General features: G+C 71.1%; 14 protein-coding genes. 9 read left to right on the forward strand and 5 right to left on the reverse strand.

Annotated features, from left to right (window positions below):
* Nucleotides 1-35: 35 nt before the first annotated feature.
* The 6 genes from nudC (at nucleotide 36) to AHOG_RS04730 (ending at nucleotide 8,324) form a co-directional block, all read left to right on the forward strand.
* On the forward strand, nucleotides 36-878 hold the full coding sequence (gene nudC / locus AHOG_RS04700; protein ID WP_093944166.1) for an NAD(+) diphosphatase: 843 nt from the start codon (nucleotides 36-38) through the stop codon (nucleotides 876-878).
* A 365-nt stretch (nucleotides 879-1,243) separates the two neighbouring features.
* Nucleotides 1,244-2,326 (forward strand): DUF418 domain-containing protein, encoded by a 1,083-nt coding sequence (locus AHOG_RS04705; protein ID WP_245856563.1) that lies wholly within the window; start codon nucleotides 1,244-1,246, stop codon nucleotides 2,324-2,326.
* Between the two features lie 98 nt (nucleotides 2,327-2,424).
* Complete coding sequence (locus tag AHOG_RS04710; protein WP_093940250.1) at nucleotides 2,425-4,506, forward strand: ATP-dependent DNA helicase UvrD2; 2,082 nt, start codon at nucleotides 2,425-2,427, stop codon at nucleotides 4,504-4,506.
* A 732-nt stretch (nucleotides 4,507-5,238) separates the two neighbouring features.
* A complete protein-coding gene (locus AHOG_RS04715) occupies nucleotides 5,239-5,634 on the forward strand; it encodes a WhiB family transcriptional regulator (protein ID WP_093940251.1) in 396 nt (131 codons plus the stop codon).
* 1,495 nt (nucleotides 5,635-7,129) lie between these two features.
* On the forward strand, nucleotides 7,130-7,759 hold the full coding sequence (locus tag AHOG_RS04725) for a TetR/AcrR family transcriptional regulator (RefSeq protein ID WP_211290523.1): 630 nt from the start codon (nucleotides 7,130-7,132) through the stop codon (nucleotides 7,757-7,759).
* On the forward strand, nucleotides 7,734-8,324 hold the full coding sequence (locus AHOG_RS04730; RefSeq protein WP_093940253.1) for a GNAT family N-acetyltransferase: 591 nt from the start codon (nucleotides 7,734-7,736) through the stop codon (nucleotides 8,322-8,324). Before AHOG_RS04725 ends, AHOG_RS04730 begins: the two co-directional genes overlap by 26 nt.
* A 457-nt stretch (nucleotides 8,325-8,781) precedes the next feature.
* Here AHOG_RS04730 and AHOG_RS04735 read toward each other — a convergent pair whose 3' ends face one another.
* The 3 genes from AHOG_RS04735 to AHOG_RS28995 form a co-directional block, all read right to left on the reverse strand.
* A complete protein-coding gene (locus AHOG_RS04735; protein WP_093940254.1) occupies nucleotides 8,782-10,098 on the reverse strand; it encodes an ABC1 kinase family protein in 1,317 nt (438 codons plus the stop codon).
* Between the two features lie 4 nt (nucleotides 10,099-10,102).
* Nucleotides 10,103-11,236, reverse strand: coding sequence for a hypothetical protein (locus AHOG_RS04740; RefSeq protein ID WP_093940255.1), 1,134 nt, complete (start codon nucleotides 11,234-11,236; stop codon nucleotides 10,103-10,105).
* Between the two features lie 140 nt (nucleotides 11,237-11,376).
* Entirely contained in the window at nucleotides 11,377-11,529 is a 153-nt protein-coding gene (locus AHOG_RS28995) for a DUF5679 domain-containing protein (RefSeq protein WP_169725808.1), read from the reverse strand.
* Between the two features lie 355 nt (nucleotides 11,530-11,884).
* Between AHOG_RS28995 and AHOG_RS04745 the strand changes: the two genes are divergently transcribed.
* On the forward strand, nucleotides 11,885-12,436 hold the full coding sequence (locus AHOG_RS04745) for a M48 metallopeptidase family protein (RefSeq protein ID WP_093940256.1): 552 nt from the start codon (nucleotides 11,885-11,887) through the stop codon (nucleotides 12,434-12,436).
* A 645-nt stretch (nucleotides 12,437-13,081) separates the two neighbouring features.
* Here the strand turns inward: AHOG_RS04745 and AHOG_RS04750 are convergent.
* Nucleotides 13,082-14,593 carry a zinc-dependent metalloprotease gene (locus AHOG_RS04750; RefSeq protein WP_093940257.1) on the reverse strand — a complete coding sequence of 504 codons (1,512 nt, stop codon included), beginning with the start codon at nucleotides 14,591-14,593 and terminating at the stop codon, nucleotides 13,082-13,084.
* Nucleotides 14,594-14,719: 126 nt separating this feature from the next.
* Between AHOG_RS04750 and AHOG_RS04755 the strand changes: the two genes are divergently transcribed.
* Entirely contained in the window at nucleotides 14,720-15,766 is a 1,047-nt protein-coding gene (locus tag AHOG_RS04755) for a YlbL family protein (RefSeq protein ID WP_184450998.1), read from the forward strand.
* A gap of 205 nt (nucleotides 15,767-15,971) precedes the next feature.
* Here the strand turns inward: AHOG_RS04755 and AHOG_RS04760 are convergent, their stop codons facing one another.
* Complete coding sequence (locus AHOG_RS04760; protein WP_093940258.1) at nucleotides 15,972-16,514, reverse strand: PPA1309 family protein; 543 nt, start codon at nucleotides 16,512-16,514, stop codon at nucleotides 15,972-15,974.
* Nucleotides 16,515-16,702: 188 nt separating this feature from the next.
* On the opposite strand from AHOG_RS04760, the gene AHOG_RS04765 reads away from it, so the two are divergent.
* Nucleotides 16,703-19,663, forward strand: a complete 2,961-nt coding sequence (locus tag AHOG_RS04765) for a UPF0182 family membrane protein (RefSeq protein ID WP_245856564.1) — start codon at nucleotides 16,703-16,705, stop codon at nucleotides 19,661-19,663.
* The last annotated feature ends 27 nt before the right edge of the window (nucleotides 19,664-19,690 follow it).

Consider the following 19,690-nt stretch of genomic DNA (forward strand, 5'->3'; position numbering starts at 1 on the left):
CGCTGCTCGGCCCGCCCGCGCTCTCCCGATCGACGGTGGATCGACGGGAGCCGGTGCGCGGCGACGAGGCCGCGCTGGACCGGCTGTGGGCCCGCGGCAGGCTGATCGACGTCGATCCGGCGGGTCGGGCGTCGGTGAGTCCCTCGGGCACCGTGCTCACCTCGGCGACGCCGCACGCCGAGCCCCGACCGGAGGGCGCGGTCCTGCTCGGTGCCGAGGACGAGGTCGGCTACTGGGCGCGACGCGTGACCGCCGAGGACGGCGGCCCGGAGTGGCAGGATCTTCGGCAGGCGGGGGCGCTGCTGACCGACACCGACGCGGGCCTGTTCACCACCGCCGTCGGCCTGCTGTCCTGGCACGACCAGTCCAGCTTCTGCCCGTTCTGCGGGACCAGGACCCGGGCGGTGCGGGCGGGGTGGACGCGGCACTGCGACGGCTGCGGACAGGAGCACTATCCGAGGACCGACCCCGCGGTGATCTGCCTGGTGCACGACGGTGCCGACCAGGTGGTGCTGGCCCGACAGCCGACGTGGCCGCCCGGCCGGTATTCGGTGCTCGCCGGCTTCGTCGAGATGGGCGAGTCGCTGGAGTCCTGCGTGGCCAGGGAGGTCGCCGAGGAGATCGGCGTGCCGGTCACCGACATCCGGTATCTGGGCAGTCAGCCCTGGCCGTTTCCCCGGTCGTTGATGGTCGGCTTCCACGCCGTAGCCGATCCCGCCGAGCCGTTGATTCCCGCCGACGGGGAGATCGAGGCGGCGCACTGGGTGTCGAGGCAGCAGGTCCGGGACGCACTGGCCGACGGCGGGGCCGCCCACGGCTTCGCTCTGCCCGGGCCCGCGTCCATCGCCCATCGGATGCTGGAGGCCTGGGCGGCCTGACCTCGCACGGTCCTCGCCCGTGCGGCGGCGGACACGGGGCGGTCCGGGTACGGCGAGGTCCCGATCGTGGCGAACGGCGGTCGCAGCCGGCTCGTCCGGGGCCTGCTCCGGGTCGTCGGGGAGGTGGTCCGTCCGCGGGCGCCGTTCACGACCTCCGGCGTCCCGAGCAGATAGGTGCCGCAGGACCGCGACCGGGTCCGGTGCCGCCTTCGGTGGCGAGGGGCAGGGCGCCTCGCCGCCGAACCCGAGCCCGGCGACTGGACGCCGTGTCCGGTGAGCCCCCGGGCGACGATCGGTGCGAGTAGCGCGGGTTTGCGACTTTCGGCCGAGGCGGCCGGACGCATGCCGGGCCTAGCGTCGCCGTCGTGCCTGACGCCCCGATCGCCGCCGGTCCCCCCGTACCCCGGACCGCCGCCCACACCCAGGCCGGGACCGCCGCCGACACCGCCGCCCGGACCACTGCTGACACCGCCGCCCACACCGATCGAGTCTCCGCCGTCGACGCCGTCCGCGGGCTGGCGCTGTGCGGCATCCTCGTCACCAACATCCCGCAGCTCACCCTGATGCCGAGGATGGTCGACGGCGAGCCGCTGACGATTCCGGCGGTCTTGGAGCTGACCGCCCATCAACGCTTCATGCCGATCTTCGCCTTCCTCTTCGGGCTCGGCTTCTCGCTCTTCCTGGACGGCGCGTCTCGCCGAGTCGGCGCGTCTCGTCGTCTCGTCCCGATGCTGCGCCGGCTCGCGGTGTTGGCCGTCCTCGGGCTCGTACACCAGCTCTTTCAGCCCGGAGAGGCGTTGCTGAGCTACGCGATCGTGGGCGCGGTGGTGCTGATACCCGCGAGCCTGCTGCCCAGACCGCTGATCCTGTTGGGCGGGCTGGTGGGCACGCTGCTCCCCCTGGGACTCTTCGGCGGCGGCATCGTGCTCGTCCCAGGACTCTTCCTGCTCGGCCTGGCCACGGCGCGCTACGGCATCGTGCACACCCTGGCGGAGCGCGGTCGGGCGACGGCGGCGCTGTGCCTGGGCGCGGCGATCGTCGCGGCCGTCGCGCTGCCGATCCAGGCGGACGAACTGGTGCACAGCGGCTTCAACGTCTCCTCGGGAGTCGCGGGCATCGCGCTGGCCGTGGTGTACGTGACCGGCCTGCTCCTGCTGCTGCGGACGCCGCTCGGACCCGGCCTGTCGGCGGTCTGCGCGCCGCTGGGGCGGATGGCGTTGACGAACTACCTGTCGGCCACCGCGATCGTCCTGCTCGCGGCGGGGCCGCTGGGACTGCCGGGCTCGACCCGCTGGGACGTCATGCTGCTGCTGGCTTTGAGCATCCTCGTGACGCAGTGCGTGGCGAGCCGCTGGTGGCTGCGCCGCTTCGCCCACGGCCCCGTCGAGTGGGTCTGGCGCTGCGTCACCTGGTGGGAGCGGGTGCCGAACCGGCGCAGGGCGGACTGATCCGACTCCGCTCACGTCGCGCGCGGCCGGATGGTCGCCGCCGAGCGTCCCGACGAGGTCGTGCGACGTCTCGCCGCCGTCGATGCGAGGATGCCGGGATGGCTGCGCAGCAGGACGATCCGGCGTCGGGACTCGATCCGGAGCAGCAGGCGGCGGTCCTGGCTCCGCGAGGCCCGGTCTGCGTGCTGGCGGGCGCCGGGACCGGGAAGACCCGCACGATCACCCGACGCATCGCGAACCTCGTTCGACGGGGGCACGTGGCGCCGGGCCAGGTGCTGGCGGTCACCTTCACCAAACGGGCGGCGGGCGAGATGCGTTCGCGGCTGCGGGCGCTGGACGCGGCGGGGGTGCAGGCGCTCACGTTCCACGCGGCGGCCCTGCGTCAGCTGCGCTACTTCTGGCCGCGGGTGATCGGCGACGACCCGTGGCAGCTGTTGGACGGCAAGCTGCCACTGATCGCGCAGGCGGCCAGGCGGGCCGGGGCCGGCACCGATCGCGAGACGCTGCGCGACCTGGCGAGCGAGATCGAGTGGAGCAAGGCCTCCCTGATCGCACCGGAGTCCTATCCCGCCGCCGTCGCGCGGACACAGCGGGCCACCCCCGCCCCCGCCGATCAGATCGTCGCCGTCTACCAGGCCTACGAGCGGCTCAAGAACGAGGCGCGCGTCCTGGACTTCGACGACATCCTGCTGCACACGGCGGCCGTCATGGAGGAGCACGGCGACGTCGCGGCGGAGTTCCGTGACCGCTATCGCAGCTTCGTGGTCGACGAGTACCAGGACGTCACGCCACTGCAACAGCGAGTGCTGGACGCCTGGCTCGGCGAGCGGGACGACCTGACCGTGGTCGGCGACGCCAACCAGACGATCTACTCCTTCGCAGGCGCGTCGGCGCGCCCGCTGCTGGACTTCCCGCGTCGTTTTCCCGAGGCGGCGGTGATCCGCCTGGAACGGGACTACCGCTCGACGCCGGAGATCGTGTCGCTGGCCAACCGGGTGATCGAGGCGGCGCGGAACCGGCCCGCCGGGTCGCGGCTGCGGCTGATCGGTCAGCAGCCGCCCGGCCCGCCGCCGTCGTTCGCCGAGCATGACGACGAGGCGGCGGAGGCGGCCTCGGTGGCGAGGGGCGTCAAGAACCTCATCGCGGCGGGCACCTCGGCGGGCGAGATCGCGATCCTGTTCCGGGTCAACGCGCAGTCCGAGGTCTACGAGCAGGCGTTGAGCGAGGCCGACGTCCCGTATCAGGTGCGCGGCGGCGAACGGTTCTTCGCCAGGCCGGAGGTCCGGCAGGCCGTGACGGCGCTGCGCACCGAGGGAGCGTTGACCGAGGACCGACCGCTGCCCGCGCGGGTGCGGGCGGTGCTGGCGCGGCTGGGGCTCGGCGAGCGACCACCGGAGGGCGGTGCCGCGCGGGAACGCTGGGAGTCGTTGCGTGCCCTGGCGGAGTTGGCCGAGGAGACCGCGAACGTGGCCCCGGAGACCGACCTGGCCCGGTTCGTGGTCGAGTTGGATCAGCGCGCCGAGGCACGGCATCCGCCCGCGATGGAGGGCGTGACCCTGGCGTCGCTGCACGCCGCCAAAGGCCTGGAGTGGGACGCGGTGTTCCTGGTCGGGCTGACCGAGGGCACCCTGCCTCTCCATCGGGCCGACGGCGACGACGCCGCTGTGGACGAGGAGCGCAGGCTCTTCTACGTCGGCGTCACCCGCGCCCGCAGGCACCTGGCGTTGTCCTGGGCGCTGGCCAGGGCCGAGGGCGGGCGGCGCTATCGGCGGCGCAGCCGCTTCCTGTACGGGCTCGCTCCGGAGGACCACCCGGCGTCGGCCGTCGCCAGGGCGAGCACCACCCGCGGCGCCGCTCGGGCGGGGGCGCCCCGTTGCCGGGTCTGCTCGTCGGCGCTGACCGCGACCATGGCGATCAAGCTCGGCCGGTGCGAGCACTGCCCGGCCGACCTCGATCAGGAGCTGCTGGAGCGGCTGCGGGCCTGGCGCGGCGATCGGGCGCGGAAACTGGGCGTCCCCGGCTTCGTGGTGCTCACCGACGCGACGCTGACGGCCATCGCCGAGCAGCGGCCGTCCGACGTCGCCGCGCTGGTGCGCATCCCCGGGATCGGTGCCACCAAGCTCGACCGCTTCGGCACCGAGGTCATCTCCCTGGTGCGCGAGGCAGGCGCCTCGCCCTGAGTCGTCGCATCGCGGCTCGGCTGATCACGGTGCGGGTGATCGCGATCGCCTGATCGCCGCTCGGCTGATCGCGATCGCCTGATCGTGGTGCGGCCGATCGCCGGCGGCACGGGTGATCGCCGACGGCTCCGGCGATCGCGACATCGCTCACCCGGTCGTGTGCGAGCCGCAGTCGCGGTCTCGGAGGGACTTCGCCCCGTTCCCGGCGTCGTCACCTGCGACGATGCCGCGAGACTGTCGGCTGGGCGGAGGAATTGAAGATCATCGAGAAAACTCTCGGAAAATGAGTTGCGCGCGTCTGTGCGCGCCCCATAACCTGCATCAGGCAGGCCAAGAAGGCCTGATGACGTTCTTCGATCCCTGAGGGAGGTGGCCGATGTGAGGCTGATCAACAATCCAGTGACCCCCGGCCGCCGTCTGCCCGGGGTTACTGCCGTGTTCTGGGGAGAAGGCAGCGTGCGTGGCGCTCACGATCAGGTGGCTCTTGCCATCTTCGAGTGGGCTGCATCCTCGCGCGTTGGCAAGCAGTACGCACGGCCGAACGGCATGAGCCCGTTCGCCATCGAACGAACCCATCCTGTCCGCGCAGGAGCGCAGTCTCTGACCTAGTCAGGTACGACTGATCGATCAGGCCGCGGACTCCTATCGGAATCCGCGGCTTTCTTGTCGTCTTCGGACGTCTCGGGCTGTCGCGGGCCGATGAGAATTCGATGAAGATCAGAAGGAGAACGCATGTCTACCGCGACCGTGTCACTGGCGCGAGACGTTCTGCCGGAGCCGAGGGAATCCGACTCCACCGTGGTCGGCATGGGCGAGCTGTTGGTCGCCGTTCCCGACGACGAGACCGAGCTGCCCTGTCGCGTTCAGGACCCGGACCTGTGGTTCGCCGAGAGCCCCGGCGAGCTCCAGCGGGCCAAGCAGCTCTGCGAGACCTGCCCGATCATGGCCGCGTGCCTGGCGGGTGCGCTCGCCCGCCGCGAGCCGTGGGGAGTCTGGGGTGGCGAGATCTTCGAGAGGGGAACCGTCATCGCGAAGAAGCGGCCTCGGGGCAGGCCCAGGAAGGCGGACCGGCCGGTCATCGCCGCGAACGACAACGCGGCTGTGGCCGGAAAGGGGGCGGCGGCATGATCGACTACGGCCGACTCCCCCTCCGTCCGCTGCGCGTCTCCGGCGTCGACGTCGTGACACACCTCCCGGACGCACTCACCCGTGCTCGAATGCGGGAGATGGAAGACGAGATACATCGATGTCGAATAGCGGCTCGATTTCGAAGGCGCGGCCGATGGCGCAGGCTGTCGGCCTTCGCCTCGAGACGAGCCGCTGAGGCCGACCGCTCCCTGAGCTGAGTCGGCTGAATCAGACCGGGCGGGGCCGGTGATCTTAGTTCGGATCGCCGGTTCCGCCCGGTTCGTCTTCGCCGGGTTCCGGCTGCGGAAGGCGACGGGCCGGGCCTGCGGGCCGGGTGCGGCGAGTGCGGTCTGCCGACGTCGCCGCCGGCCCCGACCGTCGGGGGTGTCGCCGCCGTGTCCGACCGTCGGGGGACAGGTCAGCAGCGCCGTCCTTCGCAGACGGTGTGCCGCCCGATCGCATCGCGAGCGGCCGCACCGGTCTCGACCTGGTCGCCGCCCGTGGGCACGGTGGCCGTTTTCGTGCTGCCCGTGGTGATGCTGCCTGCGCTCGTGCCGCTCGTGGCGCTCGTGGCGCTCGTGGCGATGTCGGCGCGTTGGTGCCGCCTGTGTTCGTGCTGTTGGTGCTGCTCGTGTTGACGTCGGGCGTGCCCTGCCTGCAGGCCGCTGCCGTCCGAGTTCACGCAGGACGGTCGCCGTTGCTCGTGCTGCCCGTGCCCGTGCTGCCCCCGTTCGTGCTTGCGCTGCCCGTGCCCGCGTCATTCGCGCTCGCCCAGCCCCGTGCTCGCGTCGGCCTGTGCCGCCCGCGTCGCCCTACCCGTGCCGCTCGTGCTACCCGTGCCGCCCGCGTCGCTCGTGCCGCCCGTGCCCGTGCTGCGGCGCTGGTCGTGATCCGCCGCTGGACGTCGCCGGACGAGTTGATGCACGTGGACGCCTTCGCCGCCGCGACGGCGTGTCCGCCTACCTCGACGTCGCCTGTACTGGTGCTGGCCGTCCTGGTGTGGGCCGTGCCGGCGGTTCGCATCGCGCTGCCCGCCTCCCGCGTTGCCGGGCCTCGCGTCGGTTCCGCTCTGCCTGTTCCTGCGTCGCCGGGCCTTGTTCCTGCGTCGTGGGTCTTACTCCGCTCCCGTCGCGCCAGCCGTTCGTGCCTCGGCTGCTCATACCTGCCCGGTCGCTCGTGTCCTCGTCCGATCGGGCCGGCTGCTCGTGCCGGTTCGCGCCGCCCACCGCCGTCGGTGTTCCTGCCGGCCGAGTCGTCTCGGGTCGGGCGACGCATGGGCGGCCACGGCGTCCGGTGGCGGTGATCGACCGCGTGCCGCCGCGCCGGTCCGAGCGCCGAGGCGCCGGGGGGCGGTCGCGTCGGTGGCGGTGCTGCGGCGACGGCCGGTGCCGAGCAGTTGCCGGGCAGACGGCGCGAGTTCGGGAGCACGGTGTTCGGCCGGCTCGCCCGTCGTTTAGAGTGAACAGAAGTTCATTCAAAATGGGACGAGGTGTGGATGCCGAGAACCAAGGAGCAGTACGAGGCGCTGCGGGCCGCCAGCCTGGCGAAGGTGCAGGCCGCGGCGATCACCCTCTTCGCCCGTCGAGGCTTCGCCGCCACGAGCATGCGAGACGTCGCGCGGGCGGCGGGCATCAGCACGGGCCTGATCTACCGGCACTACGAGACGAAGGAGGAGCTGTTCGCGGCACTGGTCGACTACGCGGCGGCCGGACTGCACCGCGTCGTCGAGCGGTTCGGTGAGGCCGAGTCGCCCGCCGAACTGCTCGACGAGTTCACCAGAACCTTCCTGACCGACCTCGCGGGCGACGGCGCCTTCGCCGAATTCTTCCTGATCATGAACCAGGCGTTCATGACTCACGACGAGTCGCCGCAGCTACAGCGGCTGCGCACCGCGCACGCCCTGCTGGTCGACGCCGTCATCGCGCTGGTCGGCCGGGGTCAGGAGCGCGGCGAGTTCCGGAGCGGCCGACCCGCTGAGCTGGCGAGCTGCTACCTGGCCGCGCTCAGCGGGCTGGCGACGATGCGGCTGCTGCCGGACACCCGTCTGGCGGTGCCCGGCCCGTCGACACTGATGAGACTTCTACTCCGACAGGACGATCATGATCGAGGTAATGCCCGCCCGTGAACTGGGCGGCGACAGTCGACGGACGATCGCTGAGATCTATGCCGACGCATTCCGAGGCGACTTCGCCTATTTCAGCAAGGACCCGAAGGTCCTCGCCGACGGATTCGAGCACATGATGGTGCCCGAGCTCTTCTACGTCGCGCTGCTCGACGGCGTCCCCGCCGGGATCACCGCGTGCACCGACGGCACGCAGTCCTGCGTTCGTCCGGACGCGCGACAGCTGCGCAGGCACTTCGGGCTGATCAAGGGCTCGATCAGTTCGGCCGTGTTCGCCCGTGAGTTCACGGGCTCCGTCCCGAACATGACCCCGACCAGCGCGTCACTCGAGTTCGTCGGCACCGCCCAGGCGTATCAGGGCCGGGGCGTGGCCAAGGCGATGCTGCGGCATCTGCTCGCGCTGCCGCAGTACGACGACTACCGGCTGGAGGCCATCTCCGACGTCAACGCGCCCGCACTCGGTCTCTACGCCGGTCTCGGTTTCGTCGAGTATCGACGGGAGAAGGTCCGGCACACCTGGATGACGGGCATCAACCACTACATCTCCATGCAGCTCGTGCAGCGCTGAGTACTCGGGCAGCGCTGAGTACTCGGGCAGCGTTGAGTACTCGGGCAGCGTTGAGTACTCGGGCAGCGTTGAGTACTCGGGCAGCGTTGAGTACTCGGGCAGCGTTGAGTACTCGGGCAGCGTTGAGGCCGCGTGCATGGCCGGGGCCGGGTGGCAGGGCCGGGCCTGGGGGCGTTGCGGCGAAGCGGGCAGGCGACGGGCGATCGGTCCCCGAACGGCTGGGCCGCCTGCGACGCCTCCGACGGGCCCCGGCTGTCGGCCGCTGCGGCTGCTCGCTCGGCCGGGGGAGGTCCGGTGTCCGGCGGGTTCGGTGCTCAGCGGGCTCGGCGGTCGGTCGGTCCGGCGGCCGTCCGAGCGGGCGGCGCCTGCCTGCGCCGTCGCCGCCTGCGACGACCACGGCGTGGCCGCGTCGGCCAGACCCGCCGTCGGGGACTGTCCGGGCCGCTGTTCAGGCGGTTCAGGGCTGTTCGGCGAAGCCCGGCTGCCAGGCTGTGACGATCTCACGGGCAGGCACCCGGGCACCCAGCTGGCAGAGGATGCCGGTGGTGCCGAGGGTCACTCGGTGCGTGATGAGGTAGTCCGGGGGGAGGTTCAACGATCGGCCCGTGCGGAAGTCACTGCCCTGGAGATCGCTCACCCGCTCGGCCTGCTTCTGGAGCCAAGGCCGGGTGAAGTGGAAGACCTCACTGGTCAGCGGCTCGACGAAGGGCGCGAGATAGGCCAGCACGTCGGAGGCCCGCAGTTCACGATCCGGTTGCACGAAGTTCTCCGCGCGCAGCAGGTCCAGCAGGTCGTCCGGCCGCTGCTCCAGTGCCAGCCGCACCATTCGGCCCAGTGTCCTGGGCAGACCGTCGGGCAGCCGGGCCACCGCCCCGAAGTCGAGCACGCAGATGCGGCCGTCCGACCGCAGCATGAAGTTGCCGGGATGCGGATCGCCGTGCAGGAGGCCGGTGCGCGCCGGGGAGGAGAAGTGGAAGAGCGACAGCATGCGGCCTGCCTGGTCGCGGTCCTCCTGACTGCCGTCGCGGATGATCGACGCGAACGGCGTGCCCTCCACCCATTCCGACACCACGACCTTCGGCGCGCTGGCGATGACACGGGGGATCAGCACATGTTCGTCGCCGTCGAAGCCTGCTGCGAAGCGACGCTGGTTGTCGGCCTCGCCTCGGTAGTCCAGCTCCTCGGCCATCCGAGCCTGAAGTTCGGCCAGCAGCGGCTTGACCTCGGTGCCGGGAACGAGCATCTGGAACAGTCTGCTGAACCGCTGGAGCTGTCGAAGGTCGGCGAGCAGGGCCTCGTCGGCGCCGGGGTACTGCACCTTCACCGCGACCTGCCGGCCGTCGTGCCAGGTGGCGCGGTGCACCTGCCCGATGCTCGCCGCCGCGGCGGCCTCGTCGTCGAACTCGGCGAAGCGGGTGGCCCACCGACTGCCGAGCTGCTCGGCGAGCACTCGGTGCACGCTCTTGGCGGGCATCGGCGGCGCCGAGGACTGCAGCTTGGTCAACGCCTCCCGGTAGGGCTCGGCCATCTCGTCGGGAACGGCTGCCTCGAAGACGCTCAGCGCCTGCCCGAACTTCATCGCCCCGCCCTTGAGCTGGCCTAGGACGGCGAAGACCTGCTCCGCCGTCTTCGCCGTGACGTCGGCGTTGACTTCCTCGGCACTACGGCCGGTCAGCCGTCGTCCCCAGCCCGCCGCGACACGTCCCGCGGCGTTGAGCGGCAGGCTGGCGAGCTTCGCAGTGCGCTGTACGGTCCGACGTGGGAGGTCGTTCACGACATCATTCTCTCGCGATCGCAGGGGGGAACGCAGCTCTTCTCGGCGGCTGATTCGGAAAGCGATCGATCCGGACGCCGCCGCAGCGGTCCGTGCGGGCTCGCGCACCGCAGGGACAGTCCGGATGCGGCGGCCGAGGATGCCTGCGCAGCCGGGCGGAGAACGGGTCGATCTCCACCGCCGCGTTCCACACCGCCGGGGCGGCGGCCGCCCGACCGTGCAGGAAGGTCAGGCTCTGTGCCGCGGCCAGCGCCGCGACGGCCGAGGTGCCCGCCGCGTCCGTGCGTTGAGTCCGGCCCGCGAGCTGCGCCGCCAGCATGGGCCACTGTGGATCGACCAGGCAGCGGTGTCGGTCGGCACACTCGAGACAGCTCGACCTGCCGGGAACCACGAGCGGTCCGACCATGCCGCCTTCCGCCGAGGTGACGAGCAGGTGCGGGACGCCGTCGGCGACCAGTTCGGCCACCACCGCCGGGTCGGGCACCAGTGAGTCGGCCAACAGCACCAGGTCGGGCCTGCGCCGTCCGCCCCGCGCGGTGGTCCGAGTCCCCGTTCCGAGTCGTTCGACCATGGCCCGCGTGGCCTCGGCCCGATCTCGGCCGACGGAGTCCTCGGTCAGGTCACGGCCGACGTCTTCGCGGATGACCCGACCATTCGTGCGGGGACGGACCCAGCCGACACCCGACACGGCGAGCAGGGCGATGACGGCGGCGGCCAGCCGACCGTCGCCGATGACGACCACCGAGCTGTCCTGTCTGGAAAGGCCGCCGTTCGTGAGCCCGACGCCGCCGCGTCGGCGCCAGGCGGCGTCCTCGTCGGCGTGCCGTCGGGAGGCGGCGGCGCGGGGGTGCGCCGCATCGTCCAAGACTCCCTCGGCGGCGAGCTGACCCAGCAACGCCAGCAGCGCGGCGGGCGGCCCGCCGCCCTCGGCGCACTGTCGGAGTAGTTGTGCGGTGGTGAACTCGCCGGTCAGCTGTGTGGTCCGGGCGGCCAGCTCGGGCGGGACCTCCTCGACCAGCACCGCGTGCCGCGGGTCGGTGCCGAACTGGAGACATCGTCCGTCACGCCGCAGCGGGTCGAATCCCGGCGCCAGCCGGGGGCGCTCGGGCAGCCGTGGATCGACACGGAGGGTGCTCATGGTGACACGATTAGCAGGAGGGTCGGCCGGGCCGGAAACGGCCGTCCACAGGCGATGGTCCTCGTCTCGACGCGGCGGGCCGAGACAGGAGGTCGGACGGAGCGCCCGCAGGGTGACGCTCCGCCCGACCGGTGGCCGGGTCAGGCGGCCTTCCCGAGGATTCTCGTCATCTTCGTCCCGCAGACCGGGCAGATGCCCTTGGCCATGCGTCGATTGTTGGACTCCTCGACCCTGCCCTCGAAGTCGCGCTTCGCGCGGCATTTGACGCAGTAGCCGTTGTAGGTCTCGGCCACGATTGCCTCCCTTGCTCGCTGTGCCCGTGCACGCGGTGCCCGCCGCGTGCCTGCGCCTGGTGCGGCGTCGGGCGAGAACCAGGCGTCACGCTACCTGTGCGTCGATGCTCATCCGTGCATGTGGGGTATCGCGTGTCAAGTTCGAGCAGGTCACAAGGGGCATGACCAAACAAGCATTCGGTCGAATGTCACAGTTGGTCGCCGCCGCTCACCCTCGCGGGCGCACGCCGTCTCCTTCGAAGGGATGGCGCCGGTTGGCTTGATGACCTTTGGTCACCTCGGCGGATCCGCGTGCAGCGTGGCCCCTGCCACGCTCCTGCCGGGGGCGCCACGCCGGGCGCATACCGTATGCGGTGTGGGAGAGCCGCAGGTCGAGGTGCGCCGCAGCATGCGACGTCGCCGCACGGTCACCGCCTATCGAGAGGGCGACCGCGTCATCGTGCTGCTGCCCGCCAGGATGTCGCGGGCGGATGAGGAGCACTGGGTCGCCGAGATGCTCGGCAGACTGCGGCGCAGCGAGACACGTCGACGATCGCCCGCCCGTGCCTCCGACACGGCGCTGCTGGCTCGCTGCCGCGAGCTGATGCGCCGTCATCTGCCGGAATGCCCTGAGCCGGCGTCGATTCGCTGGGTTCCGTCGATGCGCACCCGGTGGGCCTCCTGCACGCCGAGCGAACAGACGATCCGCATCGGGGAACGGCTGCGCGAGGTCCCGAGCTGGGTGCTGGACTACGTGCTCGTCCACGAGCTGGCACATCTGCTGGTGCCCGGCCACGGCCCCGAGTTCTGGGCGCTGGTGCATCGGTATCCGCGCGCCGAACGGGCCGTGGGCTACCTGGAGGGCCTCGCCGCCGCCGCGGGCTGGGACATCTCGGGGGATGACGAACTGCCCGAACCGGGGCCCTGACCCGATATTCCGCCGAACCTCAACCCGTCGATCCGCTACACGATCAGGTGGGTGTTCATCGGACGCGAGCCGTATTCGGATCGGTCGCGATCGCCACGTCACCACCCGGGTGATGCCGGCGAGTCGTTCCGCCGTGGACGTCCGGACACCCTGATCGGACCGGACGAATCGGCCAGGTGCGGGAGCTCCACAGAGGGGACGTCGTCGGCCGTCCGACCGCCCCGGGCGGCGGTCCCCCAGTGGCGTTCGCACCCGCGCGGCGCAGGCTCGGCCCGACCTCCGCCACGACCGCGCGGGACTGGGTCGCCCTCGTATCCGCGGCCTGCCACGAGACACGGCGCCCGCCTCGGCGGAGGAGGGAGGCCGTGCGCCACCACCGCTCCTGCCATCCGCGCACGCCGTGACCGGGGCCGTCGACGACCCTCGGCCAGCGTGCCGCCCGGAGCCGCCGCACCGAGTCGTCTGCATGGCGTCGCCGCACTCAGACACCGCAGGGCCCCTCCGGAAGACGGGCCGGTGGTGATCGTCTCGCGGTGGTCGTCGAGGCGGTCCCGATCCGCTCCGCGACTCCGTCGCGACGAGGATCGCGGCGCGCGAGACGTCGTCGGCCGCCTCAGCGGCCGCCCGTCTCAGCCGTCGCAGGCGTCAGTCGTCGTCGCGGTCGGTGCCCTGACCGCGCTGCGGGCGGTCGCCCTCGGAACCGTCGCTGGACGTCGTGCCACCCGACTCTCCCGCCCCGGCGGACCCGCCCGTCGCGCCTGCGGAGTCCGGCCGGCCCTCCTTGCGACGCCGAGCCGCCTCCAACGCCGCGAGCGGATCGTCCAGCTCGCCGCGCTGCGCGCCGAAGCGCTCGACGAACTCCACCGGCTCGGCGAGGTCCTCGGCCGTCGGCAGCAGATCGGGGTGGTCCCAGAGCGCGTCCCTTGCCTCCTTGCCGTGCCGGTCGGACAGGCCTCGCCAGAGTGTCGCCGCCGCGCGCAGCTGACGGGGACGCAGGTCGAGTCCGACGAGCGTCGCGAAGGTCTGCTCCGCAGGCCCCCCGCTGGCCCGCCGACGCCGCAGCGTCTCGCGCAGCGCGTCCGCTCCCGGCAGCCGCTCGCCGACCGCGTCGCCGACCACGACGTCGATCCAGCCCTCGACCAGCGCGAGCAGCGTCTCCAGCCGGACCAGGGCCTGCTGCTGGGCAGGCGTCCGCTCGGGTTCGAGCAGGCCGGAGCGCATCGCCTCCTCCAACGAGGCCGGGTTGCTCGGGTCGATCTTGGTGGCGAGGTCCTCCATGGCTGAGACGTCGACCCGGATGCCCTGGGAGAACTCCTCCACGGCACCGAACAGGCCCTGCCGCAGCCACGAGACGTGGGTGAACAGCCGGTGGTGCGCGGCCTCGCGTGCGGCCAGGAAGACCAGCACCTCGTGCGCCGGGCGTTCCAGCCCACCGGTGAACCGCTCGATGTTGGCGGGCAGCAGCGCCGCCACGCCCTCCTTGCCCAGCGGCAGCCCGATCTCCGTCGCGCTGAGCACCTCGGCGCCGAGCTGACCGAGTGCGCCGCCGAGCTGCGAGCCGTAAGCCATGCCGCCCATCTGACCGAGCATGTTGAGCAGCGGACCGGCCGCCTGCTTGGCCTCCTCCGGCAGCGTCTCGATCCACGCGGCGGAGATGCGCTGCACCACCGGATCACACAACCGCTGCCAGGTGGGCAACGACTGCTCCACCCACTGCTTCGCCGACCAGACCTCCACCAGGCGGGCGCCGACGGGCAGCGTGGTGGACTCGTCCAACCACAGCTCGGCCAGCCGCACGGCGTCGCTCGCGGCGGTGCGCTGCGCCGACGTCGGCGACTCCCGTCTGCCCTGCGAGTCGAGATGCTGGAAGGCGAGCTGTTTGGCCAGGTCGTAGTTGACCGGGCCGCCGCCGCCCTGGGACGCCTGGCTGAACATCTGCCCGAGCTGGCTGAACATCTGCCCCAGCTGGTTCATGTCGAAACCGGGCGGCATTCCTCCCGGCGGCATCCCGGGCGGCATCCCGCCGGGCGGCATTCCGCCGGAGAAGCCGAACGGGTTCGCGCCGGAACTCCCCTCAGGGCGTTCGGAGGGGTTGTCGCGGTCCCTCCGGCCCTCGGGATCGTCCGACGGATTGAACCCAAACGGCAGATCGGTCATACCCCCACGGTACGCGGCGGGCCGTCCGCGTACGCGAGGAGAGGACGTCCCGGCATCAGCCCGTGGCGAACACCGCCGCGAGAGTCCGGTCACGCCAGGCAGGGCCGTTTCCGTAGTCTCTGGTGCGTGAACCGCCGAACCTGGACCCTTGTGGTCAGCGCGTTGCTGGTCGCCGTCTTCGGCCTTCTCGGTGCCTTCGTCAAGGTGCCGTACGTCGCGCTCGGTCCGGGACCGACCTACGACACGCTGGGTGAGCTGACCCTCCAGGAGGGCTCGGCCGCCGAGGAGGTCATCTCCATCGGCGAGGGGCCGGAGGTCTTCCCGCCCGATGGTCAGCTGCGCATGACCACCGTCTCGGTCACCACCGAGCTGTCCCTGTTCGGTGCGCTGGGTCTGTGGGGGAGCGGGAGATACGCGCTCGCGCCGGAGGAGGAGTTCTACCCGCCGGACCGCACGCAGGAGGACGTCGAGAACGAGAACCGACAGGCCTTCGAGACCTCGCAGACCAGCGCGGAGAGCGCCGCCCTGCGTCACCTGGGCTACCCCACCTTCGTCTCGGTCGGGCAGGTCGTCGCGGACGGTCCCAGCGACGGCGTCCTGGAGCCGGGCGACCGCATCCTGTCCGTGCACGGCACCGAGACGGTCGACGATCGACAGGTGCAGAACTCGCTGACGGAGACCGCGCCCGGCGACGAGGTGCGGGTGGTGGTCTCCAGGGACGGCGAGGAGCGCACCGAGACGGTGACACTCGGCGCGAACGAGGGTCGGTCGCACGGATTCCTCGGCATCGTCCCGGTCACGGAGCCGGAGGTCGACTTCGACATCGACATCGAGCTGTCCGAGGTCGGCGGCCCGTCCGCAGGCCTGATCTTCGCGCTCGCGATCGTCGACAAACTGGAGGACGGCGACCTCACCGGCGGCGCCACCGTCGCCGGGACCGGCGAGATCACCTCCGACGGCAGGGTGGGACCGATCGGCGGCATCCAGTTCAAGATGCGGGCCGCCCGCGAGGAGGGCGCGACCGTCTTCCTGGTGCCCGCGGACAACTGCGTCGAGGCGGTGCCCCACGCGCCGGACGGCCTGCGACTGGTTCGCGTCGAGACGCTGGCGGGTGCCGTCGACTCGTTGGAGAGCCTCGCCGACGGCGGCGACGACGCTCCCACCTGCGGCTGATCGTCTCGGCGCCGACCAGCCCGCCACCCGCCCGACGCTCCGCCGTGAGTCGTCTCGGGGATGCCCGGCCGCCGCAGTGGACCGGGCGTCCGCGTGCTCGCCCGCAGGTCGGCGGACGATCGCCCGCCTCTCCGCCCCGTCGGCCGGCCTTCCCTCGTGATCGCCGGTCCTGAGAAGACCGGACGGAAGGCCGCGGCGCCGCGCCTCAGGGTTGGAAGGTCGCCCGCAGCGCGTCGACGAGATTCGGTGCCAGCTCGGGGTGCTCGATGATCTCCTCGTCGCCCTCGCCCGCGGCCTCCCCGCGCAGCCGCAGGACGCAGGCCGCGGTGCCGTCGCGCAGCACGGCGGCGACGACCCTCGCCTCCCTGCGATGCGGGTGCTCCGCGGCGATGCGCCGCGCCAGCTCACCGTCCTCCTCGCCGGACGGCAGCTCCGCCTCGGCCTCCGGGGGCAGCACGACGATCTCCTGCGCCAGCGCGCATCCGTCCACGCCGTCCGGCCAGACGATGCCGGCCAGCGCGTCACCGAGATCGCCGTCGGGCAGTTCGTCCTGCGCGATGGGAGTCAACGACGCCGCGCTGTCGATCCGGTCTGCCAGCCCCGGTTCTCGCGAGAGCAGCTCCTCGGTGCGCACCAGGGCGAAGAGTTGAGTGGGCTGATCCCAGCCGCCGGTGGAGACGAAGTCCTCCACTTCGCGCGCCGCGGCGGGCAGCGTGGCGGACAGGTCGGGAGCGGGCTCGTTGACCACGATGCCAAAGTCCTTGTCAGTAGCCGGTGTCGTGTGAGGTCCGTGTTCTCATAGGGGTGACGGGAACTTCGAACCCTCGTCGTAGAGTTGGACATTGCAGGACGGACTGCGCATCACCCTGGGGTCCGTCCGGTGGAACTGATCCCGAACCTGGAGCGTGCCCTGTGGCGATGCGGAGCCCGGTCAGTATGCCGAAGCTTTCCCGCCGGAGCCGAATCCTCGTCATAGTCGGTGCGATCCTGCTCCTGCTGTTGTTGAGCGGCTCACGACTGTTGAGTACCTACGTCGACTGGCTGTGGTTCGGCGAAGTCGGCAGACGCGATGTCTTCACCACGGTGTTGTTCACCCGCGTCGCGTTGTTCTTCGCCGTCGGCGTGCTGTTGGCCGGCGTGCTCGCGCTGTGTCTGTACCTCGCGTACCGCCACCGTCCGGTGTTCGCGCCGGTCGCTGGTCCCGATGATCCGGTGGCCAGGTATCGCTCCGCGATCGTGGCGCGGATCAAGCTCGTCGGCATCGGGCTCCCGGTGATCGCGGGCATCGTCGGCGGCCTCACGGCCCAGGCCGACTGGCAGACGGCGCAGCTCTTCCTGAACTCCACGCCGTTCGGCGACGTCGATCCGCAGTTCGGCCTCGACATCGGCTTCTACGCCTTCGACCTGCCGTTCTACCAGTGGCTGCTGAACTGGGGCTTCATCGCGATCGCGGTCGGCTTCGTCGGCTCCGTCATCGCGGCCTACCTCTTCGGCGGCATCCGGCTCGCGGGCCGGGGCGGCGAGCTGACCGACGCCACCAAGGTGCAGCTGGCCGTGCTGGCGGGAAGCTTCGTGCTGCTCAAGGCGGTGGCCTACTACTTCGACCGCTACGCCCTGCTGTTCTCGCAGCGCAATGAGAACTTCACCGGTGCGAGCGCGACCGACCTCGACGCGGTGCTGCCCGCTCGGCTGATCCTGATGTGCATCGCGGTCATCTGTGCGGCGGCCTTCTTCGTCGGCGCGGTGCGCAAGAACCTCCAGTGGCCCGCGATCGCGACGGCGCTGATGGTCGTCTCCAGCGTGCTGCTCGGCGCGCTGTGGCCCGCCGCTCTGGAGCAGTTCTCCGTGCGGCCCAACGCCAACGTCGCCGAGGCGCCGTCGATCGAGAACAACATCGCGGCGACCAGGGCCGCCTACGGCATCGACGAGGTCAACTTCGTCGACTACGAGGGCACCAGCGAGCTGTCGTCGGAGGATCTGCGTGAGGACACCGCGACGATCCCCAACGTCCGGCTGCTCGACCCGAGCGTGCTCACCGACACGTTCACCCAGCTCCAGCAGCGCCGGAACTTCTACGGCTTCCCCGACCAGCTCGACGTCGACCGCTACACCGTCGACGGCAAGACGCAGGACTACATCGTGGCCCTGCGCGAGATGAACACCGAGGGGCTCGCCGAGAACCAGGGCACCTGGATCAACCGGCATCTCGTCTACACCCACGGCAACGGCTTCGTCGCCGCGCCTGCCAACGAGGTGAACTCCGCGCTGGCGGACGCGGGCGGCCAGGGCGGCTACCCGAACTTCACGTTCAGCGACGTCAGCAACGACGGCAACGGCGACATCCCGGTGGACCAGCCCCGGACCTACTTCGGGGAGCTGGTGACCGACTACGCGATCGTCGGCGCCGAGAACCCCGAGGACGAGTCGACGCACCGCGAGTACGACACCGACAACAGCCGGTACCTCTACACCGGCGAGGGCGGCGTCAGCATCGGCAACTGGTTCAACCGGATCGTCTTCGCCGCCTACCACGCCGAGCGGAACATCCTGTTCAACGAGGCGATCGGTTCGCAGTCCAAGATCATCTACAACCGGAACCCCCGCGACCGGGTGTCCGACGTCGCGCCGTTCCTCACGGTCGACAGCGACCCTTACCCGGCCGTGGTCGACGGACGGATCACCTGGATCGTCGACGCCTACACGACGCTCGACAACTACCCGTACTCCGAGCGGACCCCGTTGGCCGAGGCGACCAACGACAGCGTCAGCCAGGCGCCGGGCGTCCCGAGGCCCCCGGACCGCGAGATCAGCTACATCCGCAACTCGGTCAAGGCCACCGTCGACGCCTACGACGGCACGGTGACGCTCTACGAGGTCGACGACGAGGACCCGGTCCTCGACGCCTGGCGCGGCGCCTTCCCCGACGTCATCGAGCCCATGGACCAGATCTCGGACGAGCTCCGCGCGCACTTCCGGTACCCGGAGGACCTCTTCAAGGTGCAGCGGGACCTGATCTCGCGGTACCACGTCGACAACCCGAGCGAGTTCTACTCCAACGTCGGCTTCTGGAACGTGCCCTCGGACCCGACGACCGGCGACGACCCCGGCGACGCCAACACGCCGCAGCCGCCGTACTACATCCTCGCCGAGGACCACGAGACCGGGGACACGGCGTTCCAGCTCACCAGCGCCATGGTGTTCTTGAACCGGCAGTTCCTCTCCGCCTTCATGACGGTGAACTCCGATCCGGAGAACTATGGCGACATCACGGTCCTGACACTGCCCGAGGACAGTCAGACCCAGGGGCCGCAGCAGGTGCAGACGCAGTTCGTGTCCTCGTCCGACGTCAGTACCGAGTTGAACCTGTTGCGGCAGCAGGCCACCGACGTCCAGTTCGGCAACCTGCTGACGCTGCCGGTGGGCGGCGGTCTCCTCTACGTGGAGCCGGTCTACATCGAGCGCGTCAACCAGGAGTCCTCGTTCCCGCAGTTGGCGAGGGTCCTGGTCAGCTTCGAGGGGCGCGTCGGCTACGCGGCGACGCTCTCGGAGGCGCTCGACCAGGTCTTCGGCACGGGAGCGGGCGAGAGCGCCACCGACCCGACCGGTGAGGACGTCGAGGGCGAGCTGCCCGGCGGCGGCGACGGCCAGAACGGCGGCGACGAGACGGAGACGCCGCCGACCCAGGATCAGGGCGTGCCGCCCGGCGACGACGAGGACGGCGACACCGTCGAGGTGCCCGCCGATCTCGATGAGGCCGTCGCCGACATGAACGACGCCCTGGAGCGGGTCCGCGCGGCTCAGCAGAGTGGCGACTTCGCCGACCTGGGCCAGGCCTACGAGGACCTGTCGACGGCGATCGAGCGCTATGAGCAGCTGGCCTCCGGCGGAGGCAACTGACGCATCCGCCCCGGTGCGGTGCCGATT

It is taken from the genome of Actinoalloteichus hoggarensis, assembly GCF_002234535.1.
GTDB lineage: Bacteria > Actinomycetota > Actinomycetes > Mycobacteriales > Pseudonocardiaceae > Actinoalloteichus_A > Actinoalloteichus_A hoggarensis.

What these genes read in the sequence shown, in the direction of transcription:
- AHOG_RS04710 (WP_093940250.1), top strand. Translation starts at nt 2,425, where the DNA reads ATGGCTGCGCAGCAGGACGATCCGGCGTCGGGACTCGATCCGGAGCAG.
- AHOG_RS04715 (WP_093940251.1), top strand. Translation starts at nt 5,239, where the DNA reads ATGTCTACCGCGACCGTGTCACTGGCGCGAGACGTTCTGCCGGAGCCG.
- AHOG_RS04725 (WP_211290523.1), top strand. Translation starts at nt 7,130, where the DNA reads ATGCCGAGAACCAAGGAGCAGTACGAGGCGCTGCGGGCCGCCAGCCTG.
- AHOG_RS04730 (WP_093940253.1), top strand. Translation starts at nt 7,734, where the DNA reads ATGATCGAGGTAATGCCCGCCCGTGAACTGGGCGGCGACAGTCGACGG.
- AHOG_RS04740 (WP_093940255.1), bottom strand. Translation starts at nt 11,236, where the DNA reads ATGAGCACCCTCCGTGTCGATCCACGGCTGCCCGAGCGCCCCCGGCTG.
- AHOG_RS04750 (WP_093940257.1), bottom strand. Translation starts at nt 14,593, where the DNA reads ATGACCGATCTGCCGTTTGGGTTCAATCCGTCGGACGATCCCGAGGGC.
- AHOG_RS04765 (WP_245856564.1), top strand. Translation starts at nt 16,703, where the DNA reads ATGCCGAAGCTTTCCCGCCGGAGCCGAATCCTCGTCATAGTCGGTGCG.